This window comes from Microbulbifer okhotskensis (genome assembly GCF_023895975.1).
GTDB lineage: Bacteria > Pseudomonadota > Gammaproteobacteria > Pseudomonadales > Cellvibrionaceae > Microbulbifer > Microbulbifer okhotskensis.
Map to the genome: position 1 here is coordinate 48,517 of NZ_JALBWM010000009.1, position 20,780 is coordinate 69,296.

General features: G+C 50.4%; 19 protein-coding genes. 13 read left to right on the forward strand and 6 right to left on the reverse strand.

All coding sequences use genetic code 11. The annotated features are described in order from the left end of the window. Positions 1-11 precede the first annotated feature (11 nt). From pdxA to MO867_RS03840, 3 genes are all read left to right on the forward strand, one after another. On the forward strand, positions 12-998 hold the full coding sequence (gene pdxA / locus MO867_RS03830; protein WP_252464767.1) for a 4-hydroxythreonine-4-phosphate dehydrogenase PdxA: 987 nt from the start codon (positions 12-14) through the stop codon (positions 996-998). 147 nt (positions 999-1,145) lie between these two features. Then, positions 1,146-1,943, forward strand: coding sequence for a 16S rRNA (adenine(1518)-N(6)/adenine(1519)-N(6))-dimethyltransferase RsmA (gene rsmA, locus MO867_RS03835; RefSeq protein WP_252464769.1), 798 nt, complete (start codon positions 1,146-1,148; stop codon positions 1,941-1,943). A 30-nt stretch (positions 1,944-1,973) separates the two neighbouring features. Beyond that, positions 1,974-2,786, forward strand: coding sequence for a symmetrical bis(5'-nucleosyl)-tetraphosphatase (locus MO867_RS03840; RefSeq protein WP_252464771.1), 813 nt, complete (start codon positions 1,974-1,976; stop codon positions 2,784-2,786). 1,388 nt (positions 2,787-4,174) lie between these two features. Here the strand turns inward: MO867_RS03840 and galE are convergent. Beyond that, positions 4,175-5,203: a UDP-glucose 4-epimerase GalE gene (gene galE, locus MO867_RS03845; RefSeq protein ID WP_252464773.1), complete on the reverse strand. Its 1,029-nt coding sequence runs from the start codon at positions 5,201-5,203 to the stop codon at positions 4,175-4,177. 353 nt (positions 5,204-5,556) lie between these two features. On the opposite strand from galE, the gene MO867_RS03850 reads away from it, so the two are divergent. The 3 genes from MO867_RS03850 to MO867_RS03860 all read left to right on the forward strand — a co-directional run bounded on the left by MO867_RS03850 (position 5,557) and on the right by MO867_RS03860 (position 10,523). Then, positions 5,557-7,479 carry a PrkA family serine protein kinase gene (locus tag MO867_RS03850; protein WP_252464775.1) on the forward strand — a complete coding sequence of 641 codons (1,923 nt, stop codon included), beginning with the start codon at positions 5,557-5,559 and terminating at the stop codon, positions 7,477-7,479. Positions 7,480-7,656: 177 nt separating this feature from the next. Next, on the forward strand, positions 7,657-8,934 hold the full coding sequence (locus MO867_RS03855; protein WP_252464777.1) for a YeaH/YhbH family protein: 1,278 nt from the start codon (positions 7,657-7,659) through the stop codon (positions 8,932-8,934). After that, positions 8,934-10,523 carry a SpoVR family protein gene (locus MO867_RS03860; protein ID WP_252464779.1) on the forward strand — a complete coding sequence of 530 codons (1,590 nt, stop codon included), beginning with the start codon at positions 8,934-8,936 and terminating at the stop codon, positions 10,521-10,523. The genes MO867_RS03855 and MO867_RS03860 overlap by 1 nt, the downstream gene beginning before the upstream one ends. Positions 10,524-10,603: 80 nt before the next feature. Here MO867_RS03860 and MO867_RS03865 read toward each other — a convergent pair whose 3' ends face one another. Beyond that, on the reverse strand, positions 10,604-11,176 hold the full coding sequence (locus MO867_RS03865) for a helix-turn-helix domain-containing protein (protein WP_252464781.1): 573 nt from the start codon (positions 11,174-11,176) through the stop codon (positions 10,604-10,606). A 532-nt stretch (positions 11,177-11,708) separates the two neighbouring features. Between MO867_RS03865 and MO867_RS03870 the strand changes: the two genes are divergently transcribed. The 6 genes from MO867_RS03870 (at position 11,709) to MO867_RS03895 (ending at position 16,891) form a co-directional block, all read left to right on the forward strand. Continuing rightward, complete coding sequence (locus MO867_RS03870) at positions 11,709-12,929, forward strand: multifunctional CCA addition/repair protein (protein WP_252464783.1); 1,221 nt, start codon at positions 11,709-11,711, stop codon at positions 12,927-12,929. Beyond that, positions 12,922-13,650, forward strand: coding sequence for a pteridine reductase (locus MO867_RS03875; RefSeq protein ID WP_252464785.1), 729 nt, complete (start codon positions 12,922-12,924; stop codon positions 13,648-13,650). The genes MO867_RS03870 and MO867_RS03875 overlap by 8 nt, the downstream gene beginning before the upstream one ends. A gap of 102 nt (positions 13,651-13,752) precedes the next feature. Beyond that, positions 13,753-14,163, forward strand: a complete 411-nt coding sequence (locus tag MO867_RS03880; RefSeq protein ID WP_252464787.1) for a response regulator transcription factor — start codon at positions 13,753-13,755, stop codon at positions 14,161-14,163. 48 nt (positions 14,164-14,211) lie between these two features. Continuing rightward, complete coding sequence (locus MO867_RS03885) at positions 14,212-14,439, forward strand: helix-turn-helix domain-containing protein (protein ID WP_256473747.1); 228 nt, start codon at positions 14,212-14,214, stop codon at positions 14,437-14,439. After that, entirely contained in the window at positions 14,436-15,680 is a 1,245-nt protein-coding gene (locus MO867_RS03890; protein WP_252464788.1) for a sensor histidine kinase, read from the forward strand. Before MO867_RS03885 ends, MO867_RS03890 begins: the two co-directional genes overlap by 4 nt. A 149-nt stretch (positions 15,681-15,829) precedes the next feature. Beyond that, entirely contained in the window at positions 15,830-16,891 is a 1,062-nt protein-coding gene (locus MO867_RS03895; RefSeq protein WP_252464790.1) for a type 1 glutamine amidotransferase domain-containing protein, read from the forward strand. 1 nt (position 16,892) lies between these two features. Here the strand turns inward: MO867_RS03895 and MO867_RS03900 are convergent, their stop codons facing one another. After that, positions 16,893-17,354, reverse strand: coding sequence for a winged helix-turn-helix transcriptional regulator (locus tag MO867_RS03900; protein WP_252464792.1), 462 nt, complete (start codon positions 17,352-17,354; stop codon positions 16,893-16,895). A 147-nt stretch (positions 17,355-17,501) separates the two neighbouring features. Here MO867_RS03900 and MO867_RS03905 point away from each other — a divergent pair, with 147 nt between their 5' ends. Then, positions 17,502-18,614, forward strand: coding sequence for an NADH:flavin oxidoreductase (locus tag MO867_RS03905; protein ID WP_252464794.1), 1,113 nt, complete (start codon positions 17,502-17,504; stop codon positions 18,612-18,614). 71 nt (positions 18,615-18,685) lie between these two features. Here the strand turns inward: MO867_RS03905 and folK are convergent, their stop codons facing one another. From folK to tsaD, 3 genes are read right to left on the reverse strand one after another with little or no spacing between them, the layout of a single operon-like run. Further along, positions 18,686-19,183 carry a 2-amino-4-hydroxy-6-hydroxymethyldihydropteridine diphosphokinase gene (gene folK, locus MO867_RS03910; RefSeq protein ID WP_252464796.1) on the reverse strand — a complete coding sequence of 166 codons (498 nt, stop codon included), beginning with the start codon at positions 19,181-19,183 and terminating at the stop codon, positions 18,686-18,688. 2 nt (positions 19,184-19,185) lie between these two features. Then, positions 19,186-19,575: a dihydroneopterin aldolase gene (gene folB, locus MO867_RS03915; protein ID WP_252464798.1), complete on the reverse strand. Its 390-nt coding sequence runs from the start codon at positions 19,573-19,575 to the stop codon at positions 19,186-19,188. Positions 19,576-19,619: 44 nt separating this feature from the next. Further along, complete coding sequence (tsaD, locus tag MO867_RS03920; protein ID WP_252464800.1) at positions 19,620-20,654, reverse strand: tRNA (adenosine(37)-N6)-threonylcarbamoyltransferase complex transferase subunit TsaD; 1,035 nt, start codon at positions 20,652-20,654, stop codon at positions 19,620-19,622. Positions 20,655-20,780: the final 126 nt, after the last annotated feature.

Genomic DNA, 20,780 nt, shown 5'->3' on the forward strand with positions numbered 1-20,780 from the left:
GTCACAAATCGATGATCCCTAGAATTGCCTTTACCCCTGGAGAGCCCGCAGGTATCGGTCCCGAACTGGCTGTAAAAGTGGCTCAAAAGGGCTCTAATGCCCAAATCGTAGCCATCACAGACCCTCAACTACTGATGGACACCGCTGAAACTTTAGGGCTGCCACTAAAACTTCTCCCTTTGTCTGCAGACGCCAGTTCCATAAGTACCCCACCCGGCAGCCTTTACCTGCTACCGACCGCTTTGGAGGTACCTGCCAGACCCGGGGAACTCGATACAGCTAATGCAGCCTACGTACTGAAGACTCTGTCAGTCGCCACAGACGGCTGTCTGCAGGGCCATTTCGATGCCTTGGTCACCGGGCCAGTGCACAAAGGCGTTATCAACGATGCTGGCACCCCATTTAGTGGACATACAGAATTCTTTGCCGAAAAAGCCGGAGCCGAACGTGTGGTTATGATGCTTGCCACAGAGGGCCTCCGCGTCGCCCTGGTCACAACGCATCTGCCGCTCAAAGACGTCAGTACCGCAATAAGCAGCACTCTGCTGGAACAGGTTATTAAAATCCTCAATACCAGCTTGCAGGACTTATTCCGAATTCCGTCGCCGCGTATCAGCGTATGCGGTCTCAACCCACACGCCGGCGAGGGCGGGTATTTAGGCCGGGAAGAAATCGAAATCATTGAGCCCACACTGAGTCAATTACGCTCTCAGGGCATTATCTTGAATGGCCCTCTACCTGCGGACACCTTGTTTACCCCACCCCACTTAACCGAGTGCGATGCAGTTTTAGCCATGTACCACGACCAAGGGCTTCCAGTGTTAAAATTCAAAGGTTTTGGGCACGCGGTAAATATCACCCTAGGATTGCCTTTTATCCGTACTTCTGTGGATCACGGCACCGCATTGAATATCGCCGGCACAGGTTCCGCCCAAATAGGCAGTCTGCACGCCGCGATCCAGCACGCTGTCACACTGGCCAAATTACGCAATACATAGCTACTTTCCGGAAATATTCCCGAGGCTCTTATGCCCTTCCGAGTCGGATAGTGGCCGGGGGAATAGGGCATCAAACGATGCACTTATGGCAGCTGCCGCACTGGGATTTAGCAACGAAAACCATTCATTCAAATTACAGATATACCCATGGACAACTTCTTTCAGCACAAGGCTCGCAAGCGCTTTGGACAAAATTTCCTAGTCGACGAGAATATTATCGAGCGCATCGTTCGCGCGGTCGGGCCAAAGGAGTCAGACACATTAGTCGAGATTGGCCCTGGCCAAGGCGCCATTACCGAGTTGCTACTCAAACGCTGTCCCTCCCTGACAGCCGTCGAGCTGGATCGCGATTTGATCCCGATGCTGCAATTCAAATTCAGGGAATATGCTAAATTCAATATTATTGAGACAGATGCGCTCAAATTTGATTTTGGCACTTTTGCTGGAGACAAGCAGTTGCGTATTGTCGGTAATCTACCTTACAACATATCCACCCCCCTACTGTTCCATTTGCTCGGTTTTCGCGGACAGGTTAAGGATATGCACTTTATGCTACAAAAGGAGGTTGTTGACCGCCTTAGCGCTAGTCCCTCAACCAAGTCCTACGGCCGCCTCAGCGTGATGGTTCAATACTACTGCCGAGTGCAGGGACTCTTCCTGGTACCACCGCAATCCTTCCGACCAGCCCCGAAAGTTGATTCTGCCATCGTAAGACTGGTACCCCATAGCACACTGCCATTTATCGCCAAGGATGAGAATCTGCTGGAGCGAATCGTCAATGTCGCCTTCCAGCAGCGCCGTAAAACATTGCGAAATGCTCTGAAACCTTTATTCCCAGAACTCAAACCAGAGCTACTACCGTTAGATGCCGGCCGCCGCCCTGAGACCTTGAGTGTTGAGGATTTTGTGATGCTGGCTGACTACTGCACAGACCTGAATCAATAATAAATAGCTAACGGATTTTTGGGGGAAACTTTGGCAACTTACGCCGTCGGAGATATACAGGGCTGCTATGCGGCATTTCAACGTCTGCTCAAGCAAGTCAAATTCCGACCTGATCGAGATAAACTTTGGATTGCCGGCGATATGGTTCATCGAGGCGATGATAGCCTCAGCACCCTTCGCTTTCTCTATCAACACCGCCAGCAAGTCACTGCGGTGTTGGGCAATCACGATTTGCACTTACTCGCATTAGCCCACGGTGCAAAGCCCTTATCCGAAAAAGAGCATGACCTTGCCAAAATATTAACAGCAAAGGATGCAGATAGGCTTTTAAACTGGCTGCAAAGCCTTCCCCTTTTGGTACATAAAAAGGGGTACACCATGGTACACGCCGGGATTCCCCCAACTTGGAGCGTAACAAAAGCACAAAAGCTCGCCAGTGAAGTACACCAGGCACTCGCAGATGAAGCTATGGCTAAAGCTTATTTTTATGGCATGTACGGTAATGAACCTCACTGCTGGGACGATCACCTCATCGGTATTGAACGACTACGAGTAATCACTAATTATTTTACCCGAATGCGTTTCTGCAAAGCGGATGGCACCCTAGACCTCATCAATAAAAAGGGGGTTCAAACCTCTCACGGTGATTATCAACCATGGTTCAGCTTTGCCGATCGTAAGAGCAAAAATGATAAAGTCATTTTTGGTCACTGGGCTTCATTGGAAGGCCGTACGGATACAGAAAATGTATACGCGCTGGATACCGGTTGTGTCTGGGGCGGCTCCTTGACAGCCATGCGCTTGGATGATGAAGCGCTTTTTGGTATAGACTGCAGTTTGTAGGGTTTAAAAAACAGACCTATTAAACTTTGGGGTGAAAAATAAGATTAATAACACTGATGTCAAACCAGAGCTGACAGTTGCAATTTAAACTCTGGGCAACTGTCAACTCTTAGCCAAAATTAACACAACCACATAACGCTAAAACTTTACATGTTCTGAATTAATATACTCAAAGTATTCTCAGGAATAGCCTGTTTACTGTTCGCCAATTTTTCGCTGGAGTCAGCAGTTCTTGTGAGGTCTCCTGCTCCACCCTCAACTTTTTGGCGGAAATTTTTTCATAACAAAAAATCCGTAAAGTCCCGTTGCTTTTCTTTTGCAGGGGTTGCCCGATGTATAAATAGACCACAAGTAAAATGTAGATCAGATCTATCGCGACTAGCCGCTTCAAGCAGCGGGAATTCGTTCAAGCCTTCAGAGCATCTCGCCTTGAACCTCTAAAGTTTACGATTTACATACCCCTCTAAATCGGGATACCAATCTAATATAGCCAACCTGTCCGTATTTCCCACTGGCACCCAGGATTCAATAGCCCCACCGGATAACACGCCCTCTTGATGAAAATGAGCCACTTCATGAGTAAAAACCAAAGAACCTCATTGACAAACTTGGGGGCTTCTAGCTTCTCATCAAAATCACTCCAATTCCAATGCATGAATATCTAGTTCGGCAAGGTATCACCCTGCCGATCACAGCCATCGACCTTGGCATATCATGCGTATAGGGTTGGTTTCACGCCACTGGATTACCCCAGCCTCACCTCAAAATATCCTTTCAGTTTTGGAATATTTGAATGCAGGCAGGTATTCTTCATTATCAATAGAAACTATTTCAAAACCTAACAATAAAGGCTTCCAGCGCTCAGCCCGAGATACGTCTGGATTACGAACAAATCAAGCCGACTGGCTAACCTACTTAGGTTATAAGTGAGGCTCCAAATATTATCTGCAGACTTAAACATTGAAATATCTACTCCAGGATTTTTTTTAGCGCAAACGGAAAAGCTAATTAAAAATAGCTGTACGATCACGATATGCTTCAACTTTAACTCCTTTTAGATCTAAAGAAATGGTCGAAGAATATTCTAATGTGTAGCCTATAAAAAATATTAAAAGACGCAATATGAATGAGATAAGAAAAAGATAACCTCTCTTACAAGCTAGGGGATGTTATTTCGTTATGTACTGGAGCTTGAGTACTAAAAATCATGATTGCACTCGTGGCTTATTCAATACCCACCACTTACGCCCACTCAAATAAGCTCACGTAAGCGGCAGATAGCACTGGACTGGCGGTATACCCAGCGTAATGCCAAAATCAGGTACTGAATAACCACACCTTAATAAAGATTTCGGCTGCTACTTGATCTCGAATCAAATCTGGAAAATCTAGTCCTCGCTATACCCTTTAGGGTTCTGATACTGCCAACGCCAGGTATCTTCCACCATTTGCACCAAATCATATTCGGCTTTCCAGCCCAGCTCTTTCTCAGCCAGCTCGGGGGCCGCATAGCACTCGGCGATATCACCCGCTCTTCTGGGTGCGATATGGTAGGGGACCTCGCGACCACTGACTCGCTCAAAAGCCCGAACAACTTCCAACACGGAGCTTCCCTGACCTGTACCCAGATTATGGGTATAACACCCTTCTGAAGTCTCAGCTTTACGAAGTAAATTCAGCGCGGCTAAATGCCCACGGGCCAGATCCACAACATGGATATAATCACGAACACCAGTACCATCTACAGTATCGTAGTCACCACCAAAAATCTGTAGCTGCTCCAACCGCCCTACCGCTACCTGGGACACATAGGGTAAAAGATTGTTGGGGATACCACTGGGATCTTCGCCAATGGTGCCACTTTCATGGGCACCAATCGGATTAAAATAGCGCAGTACGCTCACCTTCCACAAACTGTCTGGAGCTGCACAAAGATCCCCCAGAATATTCTCAACCAACAGCTTGCTTGATCCGTAGGGATTGGTTGCGCCCGTGGGAAAATCCTCTTTAATCGGTACTGTTTCAGGGTCGCCGTAAACCGTCGCAGATGAGCTGAAGATCAAACGATGGACTCCAAACTCCGCCATCACTTCGCATAGAGACAAGGTTCCAGCGACGTTATTCTGGTAATAGCGCAGTGGCTGCGCCACTGATTCACCCACAGCTTTTAGTCCTGCAAAGTGGATTACCGCGTCAATTTCAAATTCGGAGAATACTTTGCGCAATCCCTTACTGTCCCGAATATCGAGATCATAAAAAGGGATCGATTTACCACCTATAAACTCCACACGACGCAACGCCTCTTCGCTGCTATTCGATAAATTATCCACAACTACCGGCTGAAAACCCGCTGCGAGTAACTCAACACAAGTATGACTGCCAATATAACCAGCACCTCCAGTCACCAGAATTGCCATTTATATTCCTTAATATTTCTTGGATACCTAATATAGCCGCTAGTAGAGCGTAAAACTGCCGTCGAATTCAACCCATATAAGCGACATTCCACTGCCTCGGTGAGTCAGAAAGCTATGCTGGAAAAGCTGGAAGCAATTCACCACCACTTCCAGCAAAGAACAAGGTTCATAACGGCAATAACGATAGTGCTTCACGCCAAGCGTATCCCAAACAAGGCCTGGACTGCACAGCCTCATGCACCATTCGTCCCAAGTGGGCAAGTCGCACAGTAAGAGCATTCAAAGGCGCACGAAATCCCAACGAAAAGCAGGGCGCTGAACTTCATCCAGTACGCTACAGGGAGGTAGACACCATGACAATTTTTAATCATTACCTGGAAAGATACGAATCCATCCAGGACGAAGAACTCAGCATCCAGGAGTACCTGGAGCTGTGTAAAACAGACCGAAGTGCCTACGCATCACCCGCTGAACGAATGCTAATGGCGATAGGAGAAGCCCAACTGGTAGATACCTCCCGCGATCCGCGCCTATCGCGGATTTTCTGCAATAAGGTCATCAAGCGCTACAAAGCGTTTAGTGAGTTTTACGGCATGGAGGAAGCAATCGAGCAAATTGTCTCGTTCTTTCGCCATGCCGCTCAGGGCCTTGAGGAAAAAAAGCAGATCTTATATCTCCTCGGGCCTGTGGGTGGCGGCAAGTCTTCCCTGGCGGAACGCCTCAAAGCCTTAATGGAACAAGTTCCCATATACGCAATTAAGGGGTCCCCCGTCTTTGAGTCCCCCTTAAGTCTATTTTCCCCTGATGAAGACGGTCGTATCCTCGAAGAGGATTATGGTATTGCACGCCGTTATGTGGGAACCATTATGTCGCCTTGGTCGGTTAAACGGCTGCACGAATTCAAGGGAGATATCAGTAAATTCCGCGTCGTTAAAGTTCGCCCCTCAATCCTCGACCAGGTGGCAATATCCAAAACGGAACCCGGCGATGAAAACAACCAGGACATTTCTTCCCTGGTCGGAAAAATAGATATTCGTAAACTGGAAGACTTTCCTCAGAATGACCCAGACGCCTATAGCTTCTCGGGCAGTCTCTGCAGAGCTAACCAGGGCTTGATGGAGTTTGTCGAGATGTTCAAGGCGCCCATCAAGGTTTTACATCCTTTATTAACCGCAACCCAAGAGGGTAACTACAACAGTACCGAAGGCTTGGGATCGATCCCCTTTAGCGGCACGATACTCGCCCACTCTAACGAATCAGAATGGCAAACTTTCCGTAACAATCGCAACAACGAAGCCTTCCTGGACCGTATTTATATTGTCAAAGTACCCTATTGTGTCCGCGTGCAGGAAGAAATCAGAATTTACCAAAAGTTATTAGAAAACAGCTCATTAGCAAAAGCGTCCTGTGCGCCAGATACACTGCGGATGCTGGCACAATTCTCCGTGCTATCAAGAGTCAAAAACCCGGATAACTCCAGCCTTTATTCCAAGATGTGCATTTACGACGGTGAGAACCTAAAAGACACCGATCCAAAAGCTAAAACAATGCAGGAATACAGGGATAATGCCGGTGTCGACGAGGGCATGAACGGTTTATCAACCCGATTTTCCTTCAAAATTCTCTCCAAAGTATTTAATTTTGATGCCACAGAAGTAGCGGCAAATCCAGTACATCTCCTGTATGTATTGGAACAGCAAATCGAACAAGAACAGTTTCCTCCAGAGATTCAAGAGAATTACTTAGGCTTCATCAAAGAGTTCCTCGCTCCACGATATGTGGAATTCATCGGAAAAGAGATTCAAACAGCCTATCTCGAATCCTATGCGGAATATGGTCAAAACTTGTTTGATCGGTACGTTACTTACGCCGACTTCTGGATACAGGATCAGGAATATCGTGACCCTGAAACCGGGGAAATTCTCGATCGGGGCGCCCTCAACGAGGAACTGGAAAAAACAGAAAAGCCTGCAGGCATTTCCAATCCGAAAGATTTCCGCAACGAAATTGTTAATTTTGTACTGCGAGCCAGAGCCAACAATCAAGGCAAGAATCCAGACTGGAGATCCTACGAAAAACTACGTGCCGTTATCGAGAAAAAAATGTTCTCTAACACTGAGGATCTGCTGCCAGTCATCTCATTCAATACTAAAGCTTCAGCAGATGATAAGCGTAAACACGCAGACTTCGTTGAACGTATGGTGGAGCGCGGCTATACCGAAAAACAAGTCAGGTTGTTATCAGAGTGGTATCTGCGTGTCAGGAAGTCCCAGTAGTAGGACTTTTCGGCCAGCACTGAGAGTGCCATCGCAGGAAAATATCTGGCGCTTAAAGCTATGACTCGCAGAGTACACAGAGCAACGCTTGAATTGGGTTGACCCAGCAGGGAAATTTCTGAATAGATTGTATGGCAGTGGATGCCTCAAGATTTTATTCAGAGCAAAGGCAGATATATGAGCTACATCATCGACCGCCGCTTGAATGGAAAGAAAAAGAGTACGGTTAACCGGCAGCGCTTCTTGAGACGCTATAAAGCTCACATTAAGAAAGCTGTTGGCGATGCCATGAATAGCCGTTCCATTATGGATATGGATAAGGGCGAGCGAATCAGTATCCCTACACGGGATATCAGCGAACCCCTTTTCTCACATGGGGCTGGCGGCCATGTGGAGCGAGTGCTACCCGGAAACAAGCAATTTACAGCTGGGGATCGTATCCCGCGCCAGGGACAAAGAGGCGGTGACGGCGGGGGTAGTGGCGCCAGTGATAGCGGAGAGGGCGTTGACGAGTTTGTATTCCAAATCTCTCAGGAAGAGTTTCTCGACTTTATGTTCGAAGGCTTGCAACTGCCGAACATGATCAAGCAGCGCTTGGCTGGTAACGAATCATTCCAAATAGTCCGCGCCGGTATCAGCAACGAGGGTACCCCAGGTCGTATCAATGTAATTCGTTCTCTCAGAGCTGCCCACGCGAGACGTATCGCCCTGACCAGTAGTAAGCGACGCAACTTACGCGCCTTGGAAAACGATCTCACCCAGGAAGAGGAGAAGGACACTGCCCTGCGTGACCAACGAAAAATAGAAGCCCTGAAAACCCAGATTGCAGACCTTCGCAGCCGTATTCAGCGCGTGCCATTTCTCGATGATTTTGACCTTAAATACAACTTGTTAATCCGGCAACCCAAGCCTCGCTCAAGGGCTGTGATGTTTTGCCTGATGGACGTATCCGGCTCCATGAATCAAGCCACCAAGGATATGGCCAAACGCTTCTTTTTACTTCTCTACCTTTTCTTACAGCGCAGTTACGAATATACCGAAGTGGTTTTCATTCGACATCACACCAGCGCCAAAGAAGTCGATGAAGAAGAATTTTTCTACTCTCGGGAAACCGGTGGCACCATCGTATCCAGTGCGCTCAAACTCATGCGGCGAATTATACAAGAGCGTTACCCGGACAATGAATGGAATATTTATGGTGCCCAGGCCTCCGATGGAGATAATTGGAACGACGATTCCAGCACCTGCCACCGGATTCTAATCGATGACATTATGCCCCATGTGCAGTACTACTCTTACGTGGAAATCACTCCCAGAGATCACCAGGCCCTGTGGGAGGAGTATGAAAGTGTTCGCACTCTATTTCCAAGCCACTTTGCCATGGAACAAATTGTCGATGTACAGGATATCTACCCTGTATTTCGCCAGCTATTCAGCCAGAAGGTGACTGCCTGATGCTCGATAAGTTTGCCAGTGGCAGTGAAGCGCCCGAATCAAAATCGCCCCAGCCTATTTCCACCAGTTCAGAATGGACTTTTGAGCTAATCCAGGAATACGACCGCGCAATCGGCGCACTGGCTGAAGAGTTCGGGCTGGATACCTACCCCAATCAGATTGAAGTGATCTGCTCAGAACAAATGATGGATGCCTACTCCTCCGTAGGCATGCCGGTAGGCTATCATCACTGGTCTTTTGGCAAGCAATTCATCAGTGTGGAAAATAACTACCAGCGCGGGCTAATGGGTCTCGCCTACGAGATTGTGATTAACTCAAATCCCTGCATCGCCTACCTCATGGAAGAAAACACCATGACAATGCAGGCCTTGGTAATTGCCCATGCATCCTATGGCCACAATTCGTTCTTCAAAGGTAACTACCTGTTTCGCTCCTGGACAGATGCCAGCAGCATTATCGATTACCTGATATTCGCCAAAAACTATATCTCCCGCTGCGAACAACGCCACGGTCTCAACGAGGTTGAAGCGATACTGGATTCCTGTCACGCCCTGATGAATTACGGTGTGGATCGCTACAAGCGCCCCTATCCGATCTCCGCAGTTGAAGAGGAACGCAAGCAACAGGAACGGGAAGAATATCGCCAGCGACAGCTCAATGATCTATGGAGAACTATCCCTAAACTCGGCGATGGTGTTGAAGAAACCAAGGTAAAACGTTTTCCCGAAGAACCCCAGGAAAACATCCTTTACTTTATAGAAAAAAATGCGCCCCTATTGGAGAACTGGCAACGTGAATTGGTGCGTATTGTACGAAAACTGGCCCAATACTTTTATCCACAGCGGCAAACCCAGGTTATGAATGAGGGCTGGGCAACCTTTTGGCATTACACCTTATTGTCAGAGCTGTATAAGCGCGGTCAAGTCACTGAAGGCTTTATGATTGAGTTTCTGCAAAGCCACACCAATGTCATTTACCAAGCCTCCTTTGACAGCCCGCACTATAGCGGTATCAATCCCTACACGCTCGGCTTCAGTATTTTTAGCGACTTGCGCCGTATTTGCGAGAGCCCCACAGAAGAGGATTACCTCTGGTTTCCCGATATCGCCGGAAGTAACTGGAAAGAGACCCTTCAATTTGCGATGCGTGACTTCAAAGATGAGAGTTTTATTCTCCAGTTCCTCTCCCCCAAAGTGATGCGCGATATGAAGCTATTTTGCATCAGCGATAATGACAAAGAGAACGATATTATTGTCAGTGCAATTCACGATGAACGTGGCTACCGCCAGTTGAGAGAGAACCTGGCGGGTCAATACAACCTGGGCAATCGGGAACCCAACATTCAGGTTTACTCGGTAGATACACGCGGCGACCGTTCACTGACGCTGCACCACACCCAGTACAAGCGCCGCCCGCTAGGGAAAGACTCCACAGAAGTGCTCAAACACCTTCACCGTTTATGGGGGTTTGATGTTCACCTGAACAGCCTCAATGGAGATGAAATTACAGCCAGCTACCACTGTCCAGAACAGGGGCGTGACCGTTCAGAAGGGGAAGAGGAATCAATGCTAATACCGAAACCGATTTAGGTTTCGGCGCGGGGACTGCTGAAATACCAGCCCCGCACAGATGGGAGGATCAAGACCTATCAGCGCTTACACAGCACTGTCTAGGCATTGGCCTCCAGCAAAAGCTTGGCCTTGGCTGAGAGCTCACCGTGCTCAGAACGATGTGTCAATAATGCATCAGCACCTGCGTCTAACCAGCGAGCTTTCTCAGCATCTTCGTCTGAGGGAACGACCAGAATACTCAGGTTTGAGTATTCACTGCGGGATCTCAGATAATCGAGAACCTGAAAACCTCCTTCTCCCACCAGATCGGTATCAACCACTAAAAGAGCCGGCTTGGCATTCGCCATATGGATACCGGCAGAAAAACTATCACCAGCAACTTCGATATCACAGCCGATTTGCTGCAGAGCCTGACGCCCACCAGAGGTCAACTCAGGGTCTGTTGTCAGTAAAAGGACTTTGCGACTGGGAGCTGCAAGATCGTTTGGGACTGGCATTGAGTTGTCACGCAGGAAACCCACGAAGTCCTCAACACAGATACGGTGATCACCACGCCCTGGCAGCTTGTATGCCTTGAGTTGTCCACGCTCAATCCAGCGAATCACCGTTCGGAAGTTAACACCGCAGTACCTGGCTGCTTCCCCGGTGGTTAGCACTTGTAATTCGCTCATATTTATTCTCCCCAACAACTGCGATTAAAAGGGGCTCAGCTCAACTTCGCTAGAGTCCACTCTGCCCCACAGAGTGACACGCGAAATTATCCTGCCCAACCGAACCACCCCTATAAATTATGCTGTTTAATGCTGCAAAATCAGCCTGAAACTCGGTCCATGTAATTTATTAACGAACAGCAGAACAACCCCCTCAAAAAATACTAAAAGATATAGTTGACAGGTATGACAGGTTTCCTACAATGACGTCAGATTCGTGACTAAGGACCTGTCGCGAGATCCTCTCCTGTGGTGTGGCCATCGAGTCTGAGCCCCCACAATTGGCAGTGAAATGTTTGCTAAGCGAATACCCTAAGACCCTGGGCCCCCTTGTTTTTTCGGGGCCTTTTTTTTATCTTGCCAAGACTCCTTACCCTCCCACCCTGAATCCCCGTTCAATAGCTAAGTCTATGGACAGTGCCGGAACCAATGGACTTATGGCAGTGCAAGCATTCACTGGACCGGCGTTATCTCCAGCTCTGGAGCACATTTTTTGAAAATCTATCTTGTTGGCGGCGCAGTGCGCGACAAACTATTAAACCGTACAGTCACTGAGCGTGACTGGGTAGTGGTAGGGGCCGATGCAGCCCAAATGCAGAACCTAGGCTTCAGCCCCGTAGGCAAAGATTTTCCGGTATTCCTTCACCCGGACACCGGAGAAGAATACGCCCTTGCCCGAACAGAGAGAAAAAGCGGGCACGGCTACGGCGGCTTTACCGTTAATGCCAATGCCAATATCACCCTGGAAGAAGACCTATTGCGCCGGGATCTCACGATCAATGCGATCGCGGAAGATAAAGACCGGGGCCTAATTGACCCCTACGGCGGACAGCAAGACCTGCAAGCCCGCCAGTTGCGCCATGTCTCCCCCGCGTTTGCTGAGGATCCATTGCGGGTTCTGCGTGTGGCCCGCTTTGCAGCGCGCTACCATCACCTGGGCTTTACTGTTGCCCCGGAGACCATGCAACTGATGCGACAGATGGTTGAAGCCGGAGAGGTTGAATACCTGGTAGCAGAACGCGTCTGGAAGGAAGTAAGCCGCGCCCTCACCGAGCCGGATCCAGATGTCTTTATCCGCGTATTGCGCGAATGCGGTGCCCTGACCCTACTCCTGCCTGAATTGGAACAACTTTTTGGAGTACCTCAGCCGGCCAAGCACCACCCCGAGATCGATACGGGTGATCATGTACTAATGGCGCTTCGGGCTGCCCCGGCGGAGCTGCCGTTGCGCTTCGCGGTACTTCTACACGACCTCGGCAAGGGCTTAACCCCAGAAGAAATACTACCCAGCCATCACGGTCACGAGTCCGCCGGTGTGCCCCTGGTACGCGCAGTCTGTGAGCGCTGGCGCACGCCCAAAGAGTTGACCGCACTGGCGATTGGAGTCTGCGAGTACCATCTGCACTGTCACAAGGCATTCGAGCTGCGTCCACAGACCATTATGAAAATGATTCGCAGCCTGGATGCATTGCGACGCCCCCATCGATTTGAGAACTTTCTGCGCGCCTGTGAGGCAGACGCCCGCGGGCGCAAAGGGCTCGAAAATCGAGACTACCCCCAGGTGAACTTCTTGCGCGCTGCCCGCGAAGCGGCAGCCGCCGTGACCGCCAAAGTACTGATTGCACAAGGCTACGAGGGCATAAAACTGGGCCAGGCCCTGGATCGGGAGCGCATTAAGGCGATTGCCAAAGTGAAGAGTAAGTACAGTGCGTAATGTTTTGATCAGCGGTGCTGCCGTTCGCCTCGGTCGCGCCATCACCAAAGAACTGCACAGGGATCACCGCATAGTGATCCACTATCGCAGCTCCGCAGAGGCTGCACACACCTTGGCTACAGAACTGAACGAAATCCGCCCAGATTCCGCCGTAGCAATGCAAAGTGAACTGGACAGTGCCGATGCCTGCACCGCACTCGCCCGGCGCGCGGAGGAGATATGGGGTGGCATTGATGTGTTGGTAAACAATGCCTCGGCCTTTTACCCAACCCCAGTCGAAAAAACCACCGAGAAGGACTGGGATCAATTGGTGGGCAGCAACCTCAAAGCACCTTTCTTCCTCAGCCAAGCGCTCAAACAGAGCCTGGGGCGCAATAACGGCTGCATTGTAAATATGGCAGATATCCACGCCGAGCGCCCCATGCCCAGGCATACATTATACTGCGTGGCAAAAGCCGGGCTGGTGATGCTCACTAAAAGCCTCGCTTTGGAACTTGCCCCCCAGGTTCGTGCCAATGCGGTCGCTCCCGGCGCTATTTTATGGCCGGAGCAGCAAGCCACTAATGAGGGCAAGAAGGCACAAATTGTCCAGCGCATCCCCCTGGCCCGAACTGGTGGCCCTGAAGATATTGCCAAGACTGTGCGTTTCCTTGTGTGCGACGCTCCTTACATTAATGGCCAGGTGATCGCAGTCGACGGTGGCCGCAACCTCAATATCTGAATACTGGAGCCCCATAGCCATCTGGCGGCGGGGCTTCACTTCAATTTCACCCTCACTCTGCCATAATGCTCCGTGACTTTCTCTGCCACAAGGGATGCTCCAGTGCAGCCACTGAAGATACTGCTGATAGAAGACAATTCGGCAATCGCTCGACAGATTGCCGAATTCCTGCACGCCGAAGGATGGCAGCTGGATTTTTCCGACAGCGGTCGCCAGGGTGTGCGGCTGGCTCTGGAGCACATATTTGATCTGATTATTCTCGATCTGGGTCTACCCGATATGGATGGCCTGCAGGTATGCGAACAGATTAAAGCAAAAGCATCAGTCAATATGCCGGTATTGATGCTCACGGCCCGTGACGCTATTGCTGATAAAGAAAACGGTTTTGGTATCGGCGCTGACGACTATTTATGCAAGCCGTTCGACCCACGGGAGTTAATGCTGCGCTGCCGCGCACTGGCTCGCAGAAACCAGCTTCATACCAACGACGAAATCCAGATCGGCGGCCTGTAAATAAATCATCGTCACCAAACTGCCCGCAGAGATAAAAAATCACTGGCGCTGACCTCTATCGGCTTCCGTATCCTCACCCTACTCGCTCAGGCATCTCCCACACCGGTCAGCCGCACGGCAATGACGTATCATATCTGGGGCGATGATCCACCTGAAACAGACGCCCTGAAATCCCATATCTACAGCCTGCGCCAGGCACTGGACAAACCCTTTGATACCCCCATGCTGACAACCATTACTAACTTGGGATACCAACTGGCCGCCGAGAATGAATGAAACCGGAAAGCTGCAAAAAAAAAGTCTTTGTTATTTTTGGCGGTTTTACCCTACTGCTCTGCTTGGTATTTTTCGCAATATGCCTGTTGGCGGCCTATGTAGTTGAAGACCACTTACTCGATAATCTGCTTGAAAGTGAGGTGCGTTATATCGAGCGACAACTATGGATCTCTGACACCCCGCCAAAACCCCGCTTGCCCTACATCAAGCTATATAGCGCAACACAAGCGGCCCCAGCAGAGTTAATCAAGGCCCTGCCGAGTCACGCCGACAAAGCTGAATGGTTCAGTGATTCAGAGCATCACTTTCACCTACGCAGAGTTCACTTTCCTGACAACAGCTCCGCAATTCTTGCCGCCGAAGTCAGTGAGCTACTCACTGTCACGCGACAATCGACCCATTTACTCTGGCTTTTCAGCGGTGCCTGCGCCTTTACACTGCTTCTAGCTCTCTACTGTGCCTACCGTATTTCCCGAAAAACTATCGCCCCAATTATTGCCCTGGCGGAAGCGGTAAAACAGCAAAAAAGTCGGGAATCCCTGCTGTTACTGCCCCATAGCAGCAGCAAAGATGAAATCGGCTATCTGGCAAATACCTTGGAAAACACCATCAATGAGCTCAAGCTGGCGCTGCAGAGGGAGGCTGAATTTACCCGCGATACCAGTCATGAGTTACGCACCCCACTGACCATCCTCAAAGGCAGCCTGACTCTCAGCCAGCAGCGGGAAATGACAATTTCAGAAAAGACCGAGCTTTTACAAACTGTCATCGGCATGGAGGAAACGGTATCGACACTGCTGGCGCTGGCCCGCGCAGAGTCACTGCAACCTGAATATTTTAAGCTGCGCCCGTTATTGGAGGATCGCCTTCTGGCGCAACATCAAAGAATTATTCGCGACCGCTTCCAAGTACAAATCGAGATAGAGGATGGAGCGGAAATTTTAGCCAACCGCCACTTAGTGTCACTGCTATTTGACAACCTGATCGTCAATGCCCTGCAACATGCATCCAACCCTGAGTTAATCATTTATTCCAAGAACAATATGGTCCTTTTTGAAAACCCTATCAATATTGCGCCAGACACGAAGAAATCCTTTCTCCCCGGCCAAAAGCGAGAAGGTAGCCATGGTATAGGCCAGGGTCTGTTCCTGGCGAAAAGAATCTGTACAGCACTTAACTGGACCATCGCTGTTAATTGCCAACAAAATACCTATCAGTGTAGATTGCTCTTAAAAAGATAAATTTTACCCAGCCCAAACTCAATAGCCACCCCTCCTATTCAGTATCTCACCTAGATTTCACCTGCCGACCGTTAACCTTTCAGGGATTAAATCATCAGATGGATATCCCGGAAGGTTCACCACTTCCATTACGACTTTTGGAGATCGGTATGTTGAAAAAGTTTCTCATTTCATTCGCTATCACTTGTACTATATGCCTCACCTTTGTTATCTGGGTGAAGAGTTTAATTCCCCCACAAGAGCAGGATTTTTCCAATACAAGGGCCAATGATTTGCAATATTTACAGCAAAAGCCCGATGAAAAGCGGGGCAAAGTGCTGGCTGTGGTCACCAGTACTGGCGTTATGGGCGACACGGAAAAACCCACCGGTTATGAGCTAACCGAACTGGCCCGCCCCTACTATGTATTTTCAGCCAATGGATTTAGCGTAGACATTGCCAGCCCCGAAGGAGGCAAACCGCCAGCCGTGATTGATAAGGACGATATGGGACCTTTCGACTACGCCTTCCTCAATGACCGGGACGCGCAACGAAAGGTGAATAACAGTATACCAATCGATCAGATATCCTCTGGGGACTACCAGGCAATATTCTTTGTCGGCGGCAAGGGCGCCATGTTTGATTTCCCCGACAATGCCCATATCCAAGCCTTGGTGCGGGACTTCCACACAAACGGGAAAATTATTGGTGCCGTGTGCCATGGACCAGCAGCACTTACGAATGTCACTCTGGGCAATGGTGCGCCCCTTATCGCCGGTCGACGCATCAGCGCCTTTACCAACGAAGAAGAACTGTTTCTTATTCCCGATGCCGTGCAGCGGTTTCCTTTTCTATTGGAAGATCGTCTGCGCGAACAGGGCGCAATTTTTCAGGGCGGGCCTGCCTACTTGGAGCAGGCCAGTGTGGATGGCCAACTTATTACCGGGCAAAATCCCTGGTCCACCTGGCTGGCCGCTGAGAGTATGGTAAAAGCAATGGGCTACACTCCACGTCCCCGAGAAGTCAGCCCTGCAGAGCACACCGTCGAATTACTGCTGACCTATGAACAACAAGGTTTTGCAGAGGCCGCAAAACAATTGAAAAAGCTACAGGAAAAAGGAAAATTAGATCAACGCCTACTGGCTATGCACGGAGTCGTCTCCGCCATGCGTTGGGAGCCAGGCAAGACGCTCGGTATTATTAGGCTGCTCACTAAAAATCAGCAACAATAGCTTAGCCAGCCTGTTCCAACGGCTGGCCGTTTTCATCCACAAATAGCACATCCTTTATAGTGAGGGGTTCCCCTTCACTATTCTGCACAGCCACCTCTGAAATAGGTTCCCCACTGCTTTTATCCAGCAGACGCATACCATCTCTATTGCCATTCCAGCGCAGGTTCCACTGGCGCAGGGCTATCACCACTGTAAATAGATCCCGGCCTTTTTCTGTTAACCGGTACTCATAGCGAGTGCCGTGCTCTCCCGCATCGACGCGTGCCAGTACACCGCTTTCAACTAAACGACATAAACGGTCCACAAGAATATTCTTGGCAATTCCCAAGTTGCGCTGGAAATCCACAAAACGACGGGTACCTAGCATCGCCTGCTTGATTAACAGCAGGGACCACCAATCCCCCACCTCATTCAGGGCGCAGGCCAGGGAACAATCGAGATCATCAAAGCGTTTACGTGACATGGACCCAGTATACCGACAAAAGAGTTGCAATACGAAACCAGATATTGAACTCGAGCAGGAAATAAGGTCTTATAACGAAACCATATTTTTATGACCTCGTGGGACCAGTAAGTCCCACTATTGAATCGAGTAATTCAGGAGAGAAAGATGAGTGGTTCCCTGGACAGCCTGCTACGTCCTTTCGAGCATAAATCCCTAAAACTGCACAACCGCGTCGCCATGGCCCCCATGACTCGCACCATGTCACCGGGCTACGCCGCCAATGACCAAGTGGCCGGTTACTACCGCCGCCGCGCCGAGGGCGAAGTGGGGCTGATTATCACCGAGGGCACCTTCGTCAATCACAAGGCCGCCAACGGCTACGAGAATGTGCCGGCAATCTATGGCGAGGCCGCCCTCGCCGGCTGGAAAAACGTCGTAGACCAAGTGCACGCCGCCGGTGGCCAGATTATTCCGCAGTTGTGGCATGTCGGTTCCGTGCGCAAAGAAGGCATAGGGCCGGACAAATCTGTACCCGGTTACTCTCCCTCAGGTCTGTTCAAGGCGGGCAAACCCAATGGCCAGGCCATGAGCAAAGAAGATATTCAAGAGGTCGTACAGGCCTTCGCCGATGCAGCGAGAGCCGCCAAGGAAATTGGTTTTGATGGGGTCGAGATTCACGGCGCCCACGGCTACCTGATCGACCAGTTTTTCTGGGAGGGCACCAACCAACGGGATGACGAATACGGCGGCTCCATCGAAAACCGCACCCGCTTTGCCGTAGAAATCGTTAAAGCGGTACGCGAGGCCGTAGGCGAGGACTTCGCCATAGTACTGCGCTATTCCCAGTGGAAACAGCAGGATTACGAAGCCAAACTGGCGCAAAACCCCGAGGAACTCAAACGCTTCCTAGCCCCTCTGGTAGAAGCTGGCGTAGATATTTTTCACGCATCTACCAGACGCTTCTGGGTGCCGGAATTCGAAAACTCTGATCTCAACCTGGCGGGCTGGACCAAGGAATTGACCGGCAAACCGGTAATTTCCGTCGGTAGCGTTGGCCTCGACGATGACTTTATTGGCGGCAATAACCAGGGCATGGGCGGTACAGCGAATCCTACCGACCTGAATGAGTTGACCCGCCGTATGGGCAACCAAGAATTCGACCTGATCGCTGTTGGTCGGGTACTGCTGCAAGATCCCCACTGGTTCGCCAAGGTGCGCGAAGACCGCGCAGAGGACATTACGCCGTTTACCAAAGAGGCACTGATGAGCCTGAGCTGATAACCGTGGGAAAATTAAAAAAGCAGCCAAATATGGCTGCTTTTTTAATGGTTTTCTTTTTAAGAAAACTGTTAGGCTCCAGGCCAGATAAACTCCACTGGCCACAACTTCTGTGAGGCCTGGTCGTATTCATCCCACAACTGGCGGTAAGTTTTTTGCTCAACCGAGTGAACCGCTTGCGGCGCTATCTCCGCTAAAGGCTGCAATACAAAGGCATTTTTTACAATCTCGCCACGCGGCAACTTTACACCGTCGATAGTACCCGTGAGATTATCGTAGGTGAGGATATCAATATCCAGGGTGCGCGCGCTGAACTTGGGCCCTGAGCGCAGGCGTCCATTGGCATCTTCAATCCCGCGCAGGCTAAGGGCCAGCTGGCCCACCGGCAGATCTGTTTGCAACCCCACCACCAAGTTGTAAAAATTATCCCCCTGAAACCCCACTGCCTCACTTTCAAAGACACGGGAGACCTCTAGCTCGCCAAATTTTTCGACGAGGGCATTTAGGGCCGCGCGTATATGTTGCGCGCGATTGATATTACTGCCGAGGCTGAGATACACCTGAGCCACGTTTACACTCCCGCAGACATCGCTGCTGCACCCTTTGTCGGCCTATCGCCGCGCTCAATAATGACACCCACATCCCTGGACCCCCTGACTGCGCCCGGCTTGGACAAGCGCAGTCGCAACCAGCTTACCGAAAACTGTTCACGCACAATGGCCGCAGCCTGCTCCGCCATAGTTTCTACCAGCAGGAACTCGCTGCTCTCAATAAAAGCGATCAGTCGCTTAGCCACCGCCTTATAGTTAAGTGTGTATTCAATATTATCTGTGCGCGCCGCCTCGCTGATATCGAAAGCCATCTCCAAATCGAGACTGACCGTCTGACGCACTTCCCGCTCCCAGTCGTAGATACCAATGATGGTCTCCACCTTTAAATCCCGTATATAAACAATATCCATCTATCGGCTCTTTTCTTTTTACTGCCAGGGTGTCCCTGCACTCTTTAAAATTTGGTCTTGGGTAATTCGATCATGGGCCAGCGCGGACGCACATCCACTGCCAGGCCCGTCCGTTCACCCGCTTGCAGACGCAGACCACCCGCGTAAGCGATCATAGCGCCGTTATCGGTACAGAATTCATGGCGCGGATAGTAAACACTGGCACCATCCTTGCGCAGGCTCACTTCCAAGCGCTCGCGCAATAATCTATTGGCAGAAACCCCACCGGCAATCACCAGTGTTTTGTAACCGGACGTCTTGATCGCCCTGCGGCATTTAATCACCAGGGTATCCACCACCGCTTCCTGAAAAGCCGCCGCAATATCCGCGCAGGTCTGCTCATCCGGCAAACCATCCTCAAGGGCATTCTTGCGCACGGTGGTCAGGGTATAGGTCTTAAGGCCTGAGAAACTGAAATCCAGCCCTGGTCGATCCGTCATGGGGCGCGGGAAGGTAAAGCGTTTAGAATCACCTTTCTCGGCCAGGGCCGCCAGACGCGGACCTCCGGGATAATCCAGGTCGAGCATCTTGGCCGCCTTGTCGAAGGCCTCACCGGCAGCATCATCGAGGGATTCTCCCATCACCTCGTAATCACCCAGATCACAGACTTCAACCAATTGGGTGTGGCCACCGGACACCAACAGGGCAACAAAAGGAAAAGCGGGCGGATTCTCTTCCAACATCGGCGCCAACAAATGGCCTTCCATATGGTGTACCGCGACTGCGGGTATATCCCAACCATAGGCCAGGGCGCGACCGGCACAGGCACCCACCATCAGGGCGCCGACCAAGCCGGGCCCCGCAGTATAAGCCACACCGTCTAGATCAGAGGGTTGGGTATTGCTCTTGGCCATCACTTGATGCACCAAGGGCAGCAATTTGCGCACATGATCGCGACTCGCCAGCTCCGGTACTACACCACCGTAATCGGCATGCAGGCCCACTTGACTGAACAGCGCATGGCCGAGTAAACCGGCCTCAGAATCGTAGATAGCGACGCCAGTTTCATCGCAGGAAGTTTCTATACCAAGGACGCGCACTTGATTTCATTCTCGTGACTACTTCGAGGGACCGTTATCATACTGGAAAATAGGGTTGCGATCCCGTAGCGGAGTGTTTAGAATTTGCGCCCTCGCTGTGAACCGGCCACCGGATGCAACTGCGAG

Excerpts from the sequence above, each read along its gene's own strand:
- MO867_RS03890 (WP_252464788.1), top strand. The coding sequence starts at position 14,436 with ATGAAACCGGAAAGCTGCAAAAAAAAAGTCTTTGTTATTTTTGGCGGT.
- MO867_RS03850 (WP_252464775.1), top strand. The coding sequence starts at position 5,557 with ATGACAATTTTTAATCATTACCTGGAAAGATACGAATCCATCCAGGAC.
- MO867_RS03860 (WP_252464779.1), top strand. The coding sequence starts at position 8,934 with ATGCTCGATAAGTTTGCCAGTGGCAGTGAAGCGCCCGAATCAAAATCG.
- MO867_RS03865 (WP_252464781.1), bottom strand. The coding sequence starts at position 11,176 with ATGAGCGAATTACAAGTGCTAACCACCGGGGAAGCAGCCAGGTACTGC.
- rsmA (WP_252464769.1), top strand. The coding sequence starts at position 1,146 with ATGGACAACTTCTTTCAGCACAAGGCTCGCAAGCGCTTTGGACAAAAT.
- MO867_RS03895 (WP_252464790.1), top strand. The coding sequence starts at position 15,830 with ATGTTGAAAAAGTTTCTCATTTCATTCGCTATCACTTGTACTATATGC.
- folB (WP_252464798.1), bottom strand. The coding sequence starts at position 19,575 with ATGGATATTGTTTATATACGGGATTTAAAGGTGGAGACCATCATTGGT.
- pdxA (WP_252464767.1), top strand. The coding sequence starts at position 12 with ATGATCCCTAGAATTGCCTTTACCCCTGGAGAGCCCGCAGGTATCGGT.
- MO867_RS03855 (WP_252464777.1), top strand. The coding sequence starts at position 7,657 with ATGAGCTACATCATCGACCGCCGCTTGAATGGAAAGAAAAAGAGTACG.
- MO867_RS03905 (WP_252464794.1), top strand. The coding sequence starts at position 17,502 with ATGAGTGGTTCCCTGGACAGCCTGCTACGTCCTTTCGAGCATAAATCC.
- galE (WP_252464773.1), bottom strand. The coding sequence starts at position 5,203 with ATGGCAATTCTGGTGACTGGAGGTGCTGGTTATATTGGCAGTCATACT.
- MO867_RS03900 (WP_252464792.1), bottom strand. The coding sequence starts at position 17,354 with ATGTCACGTAAACGCTTTGATGATCTCGATTGTTCCCTGGCCTGCGCC.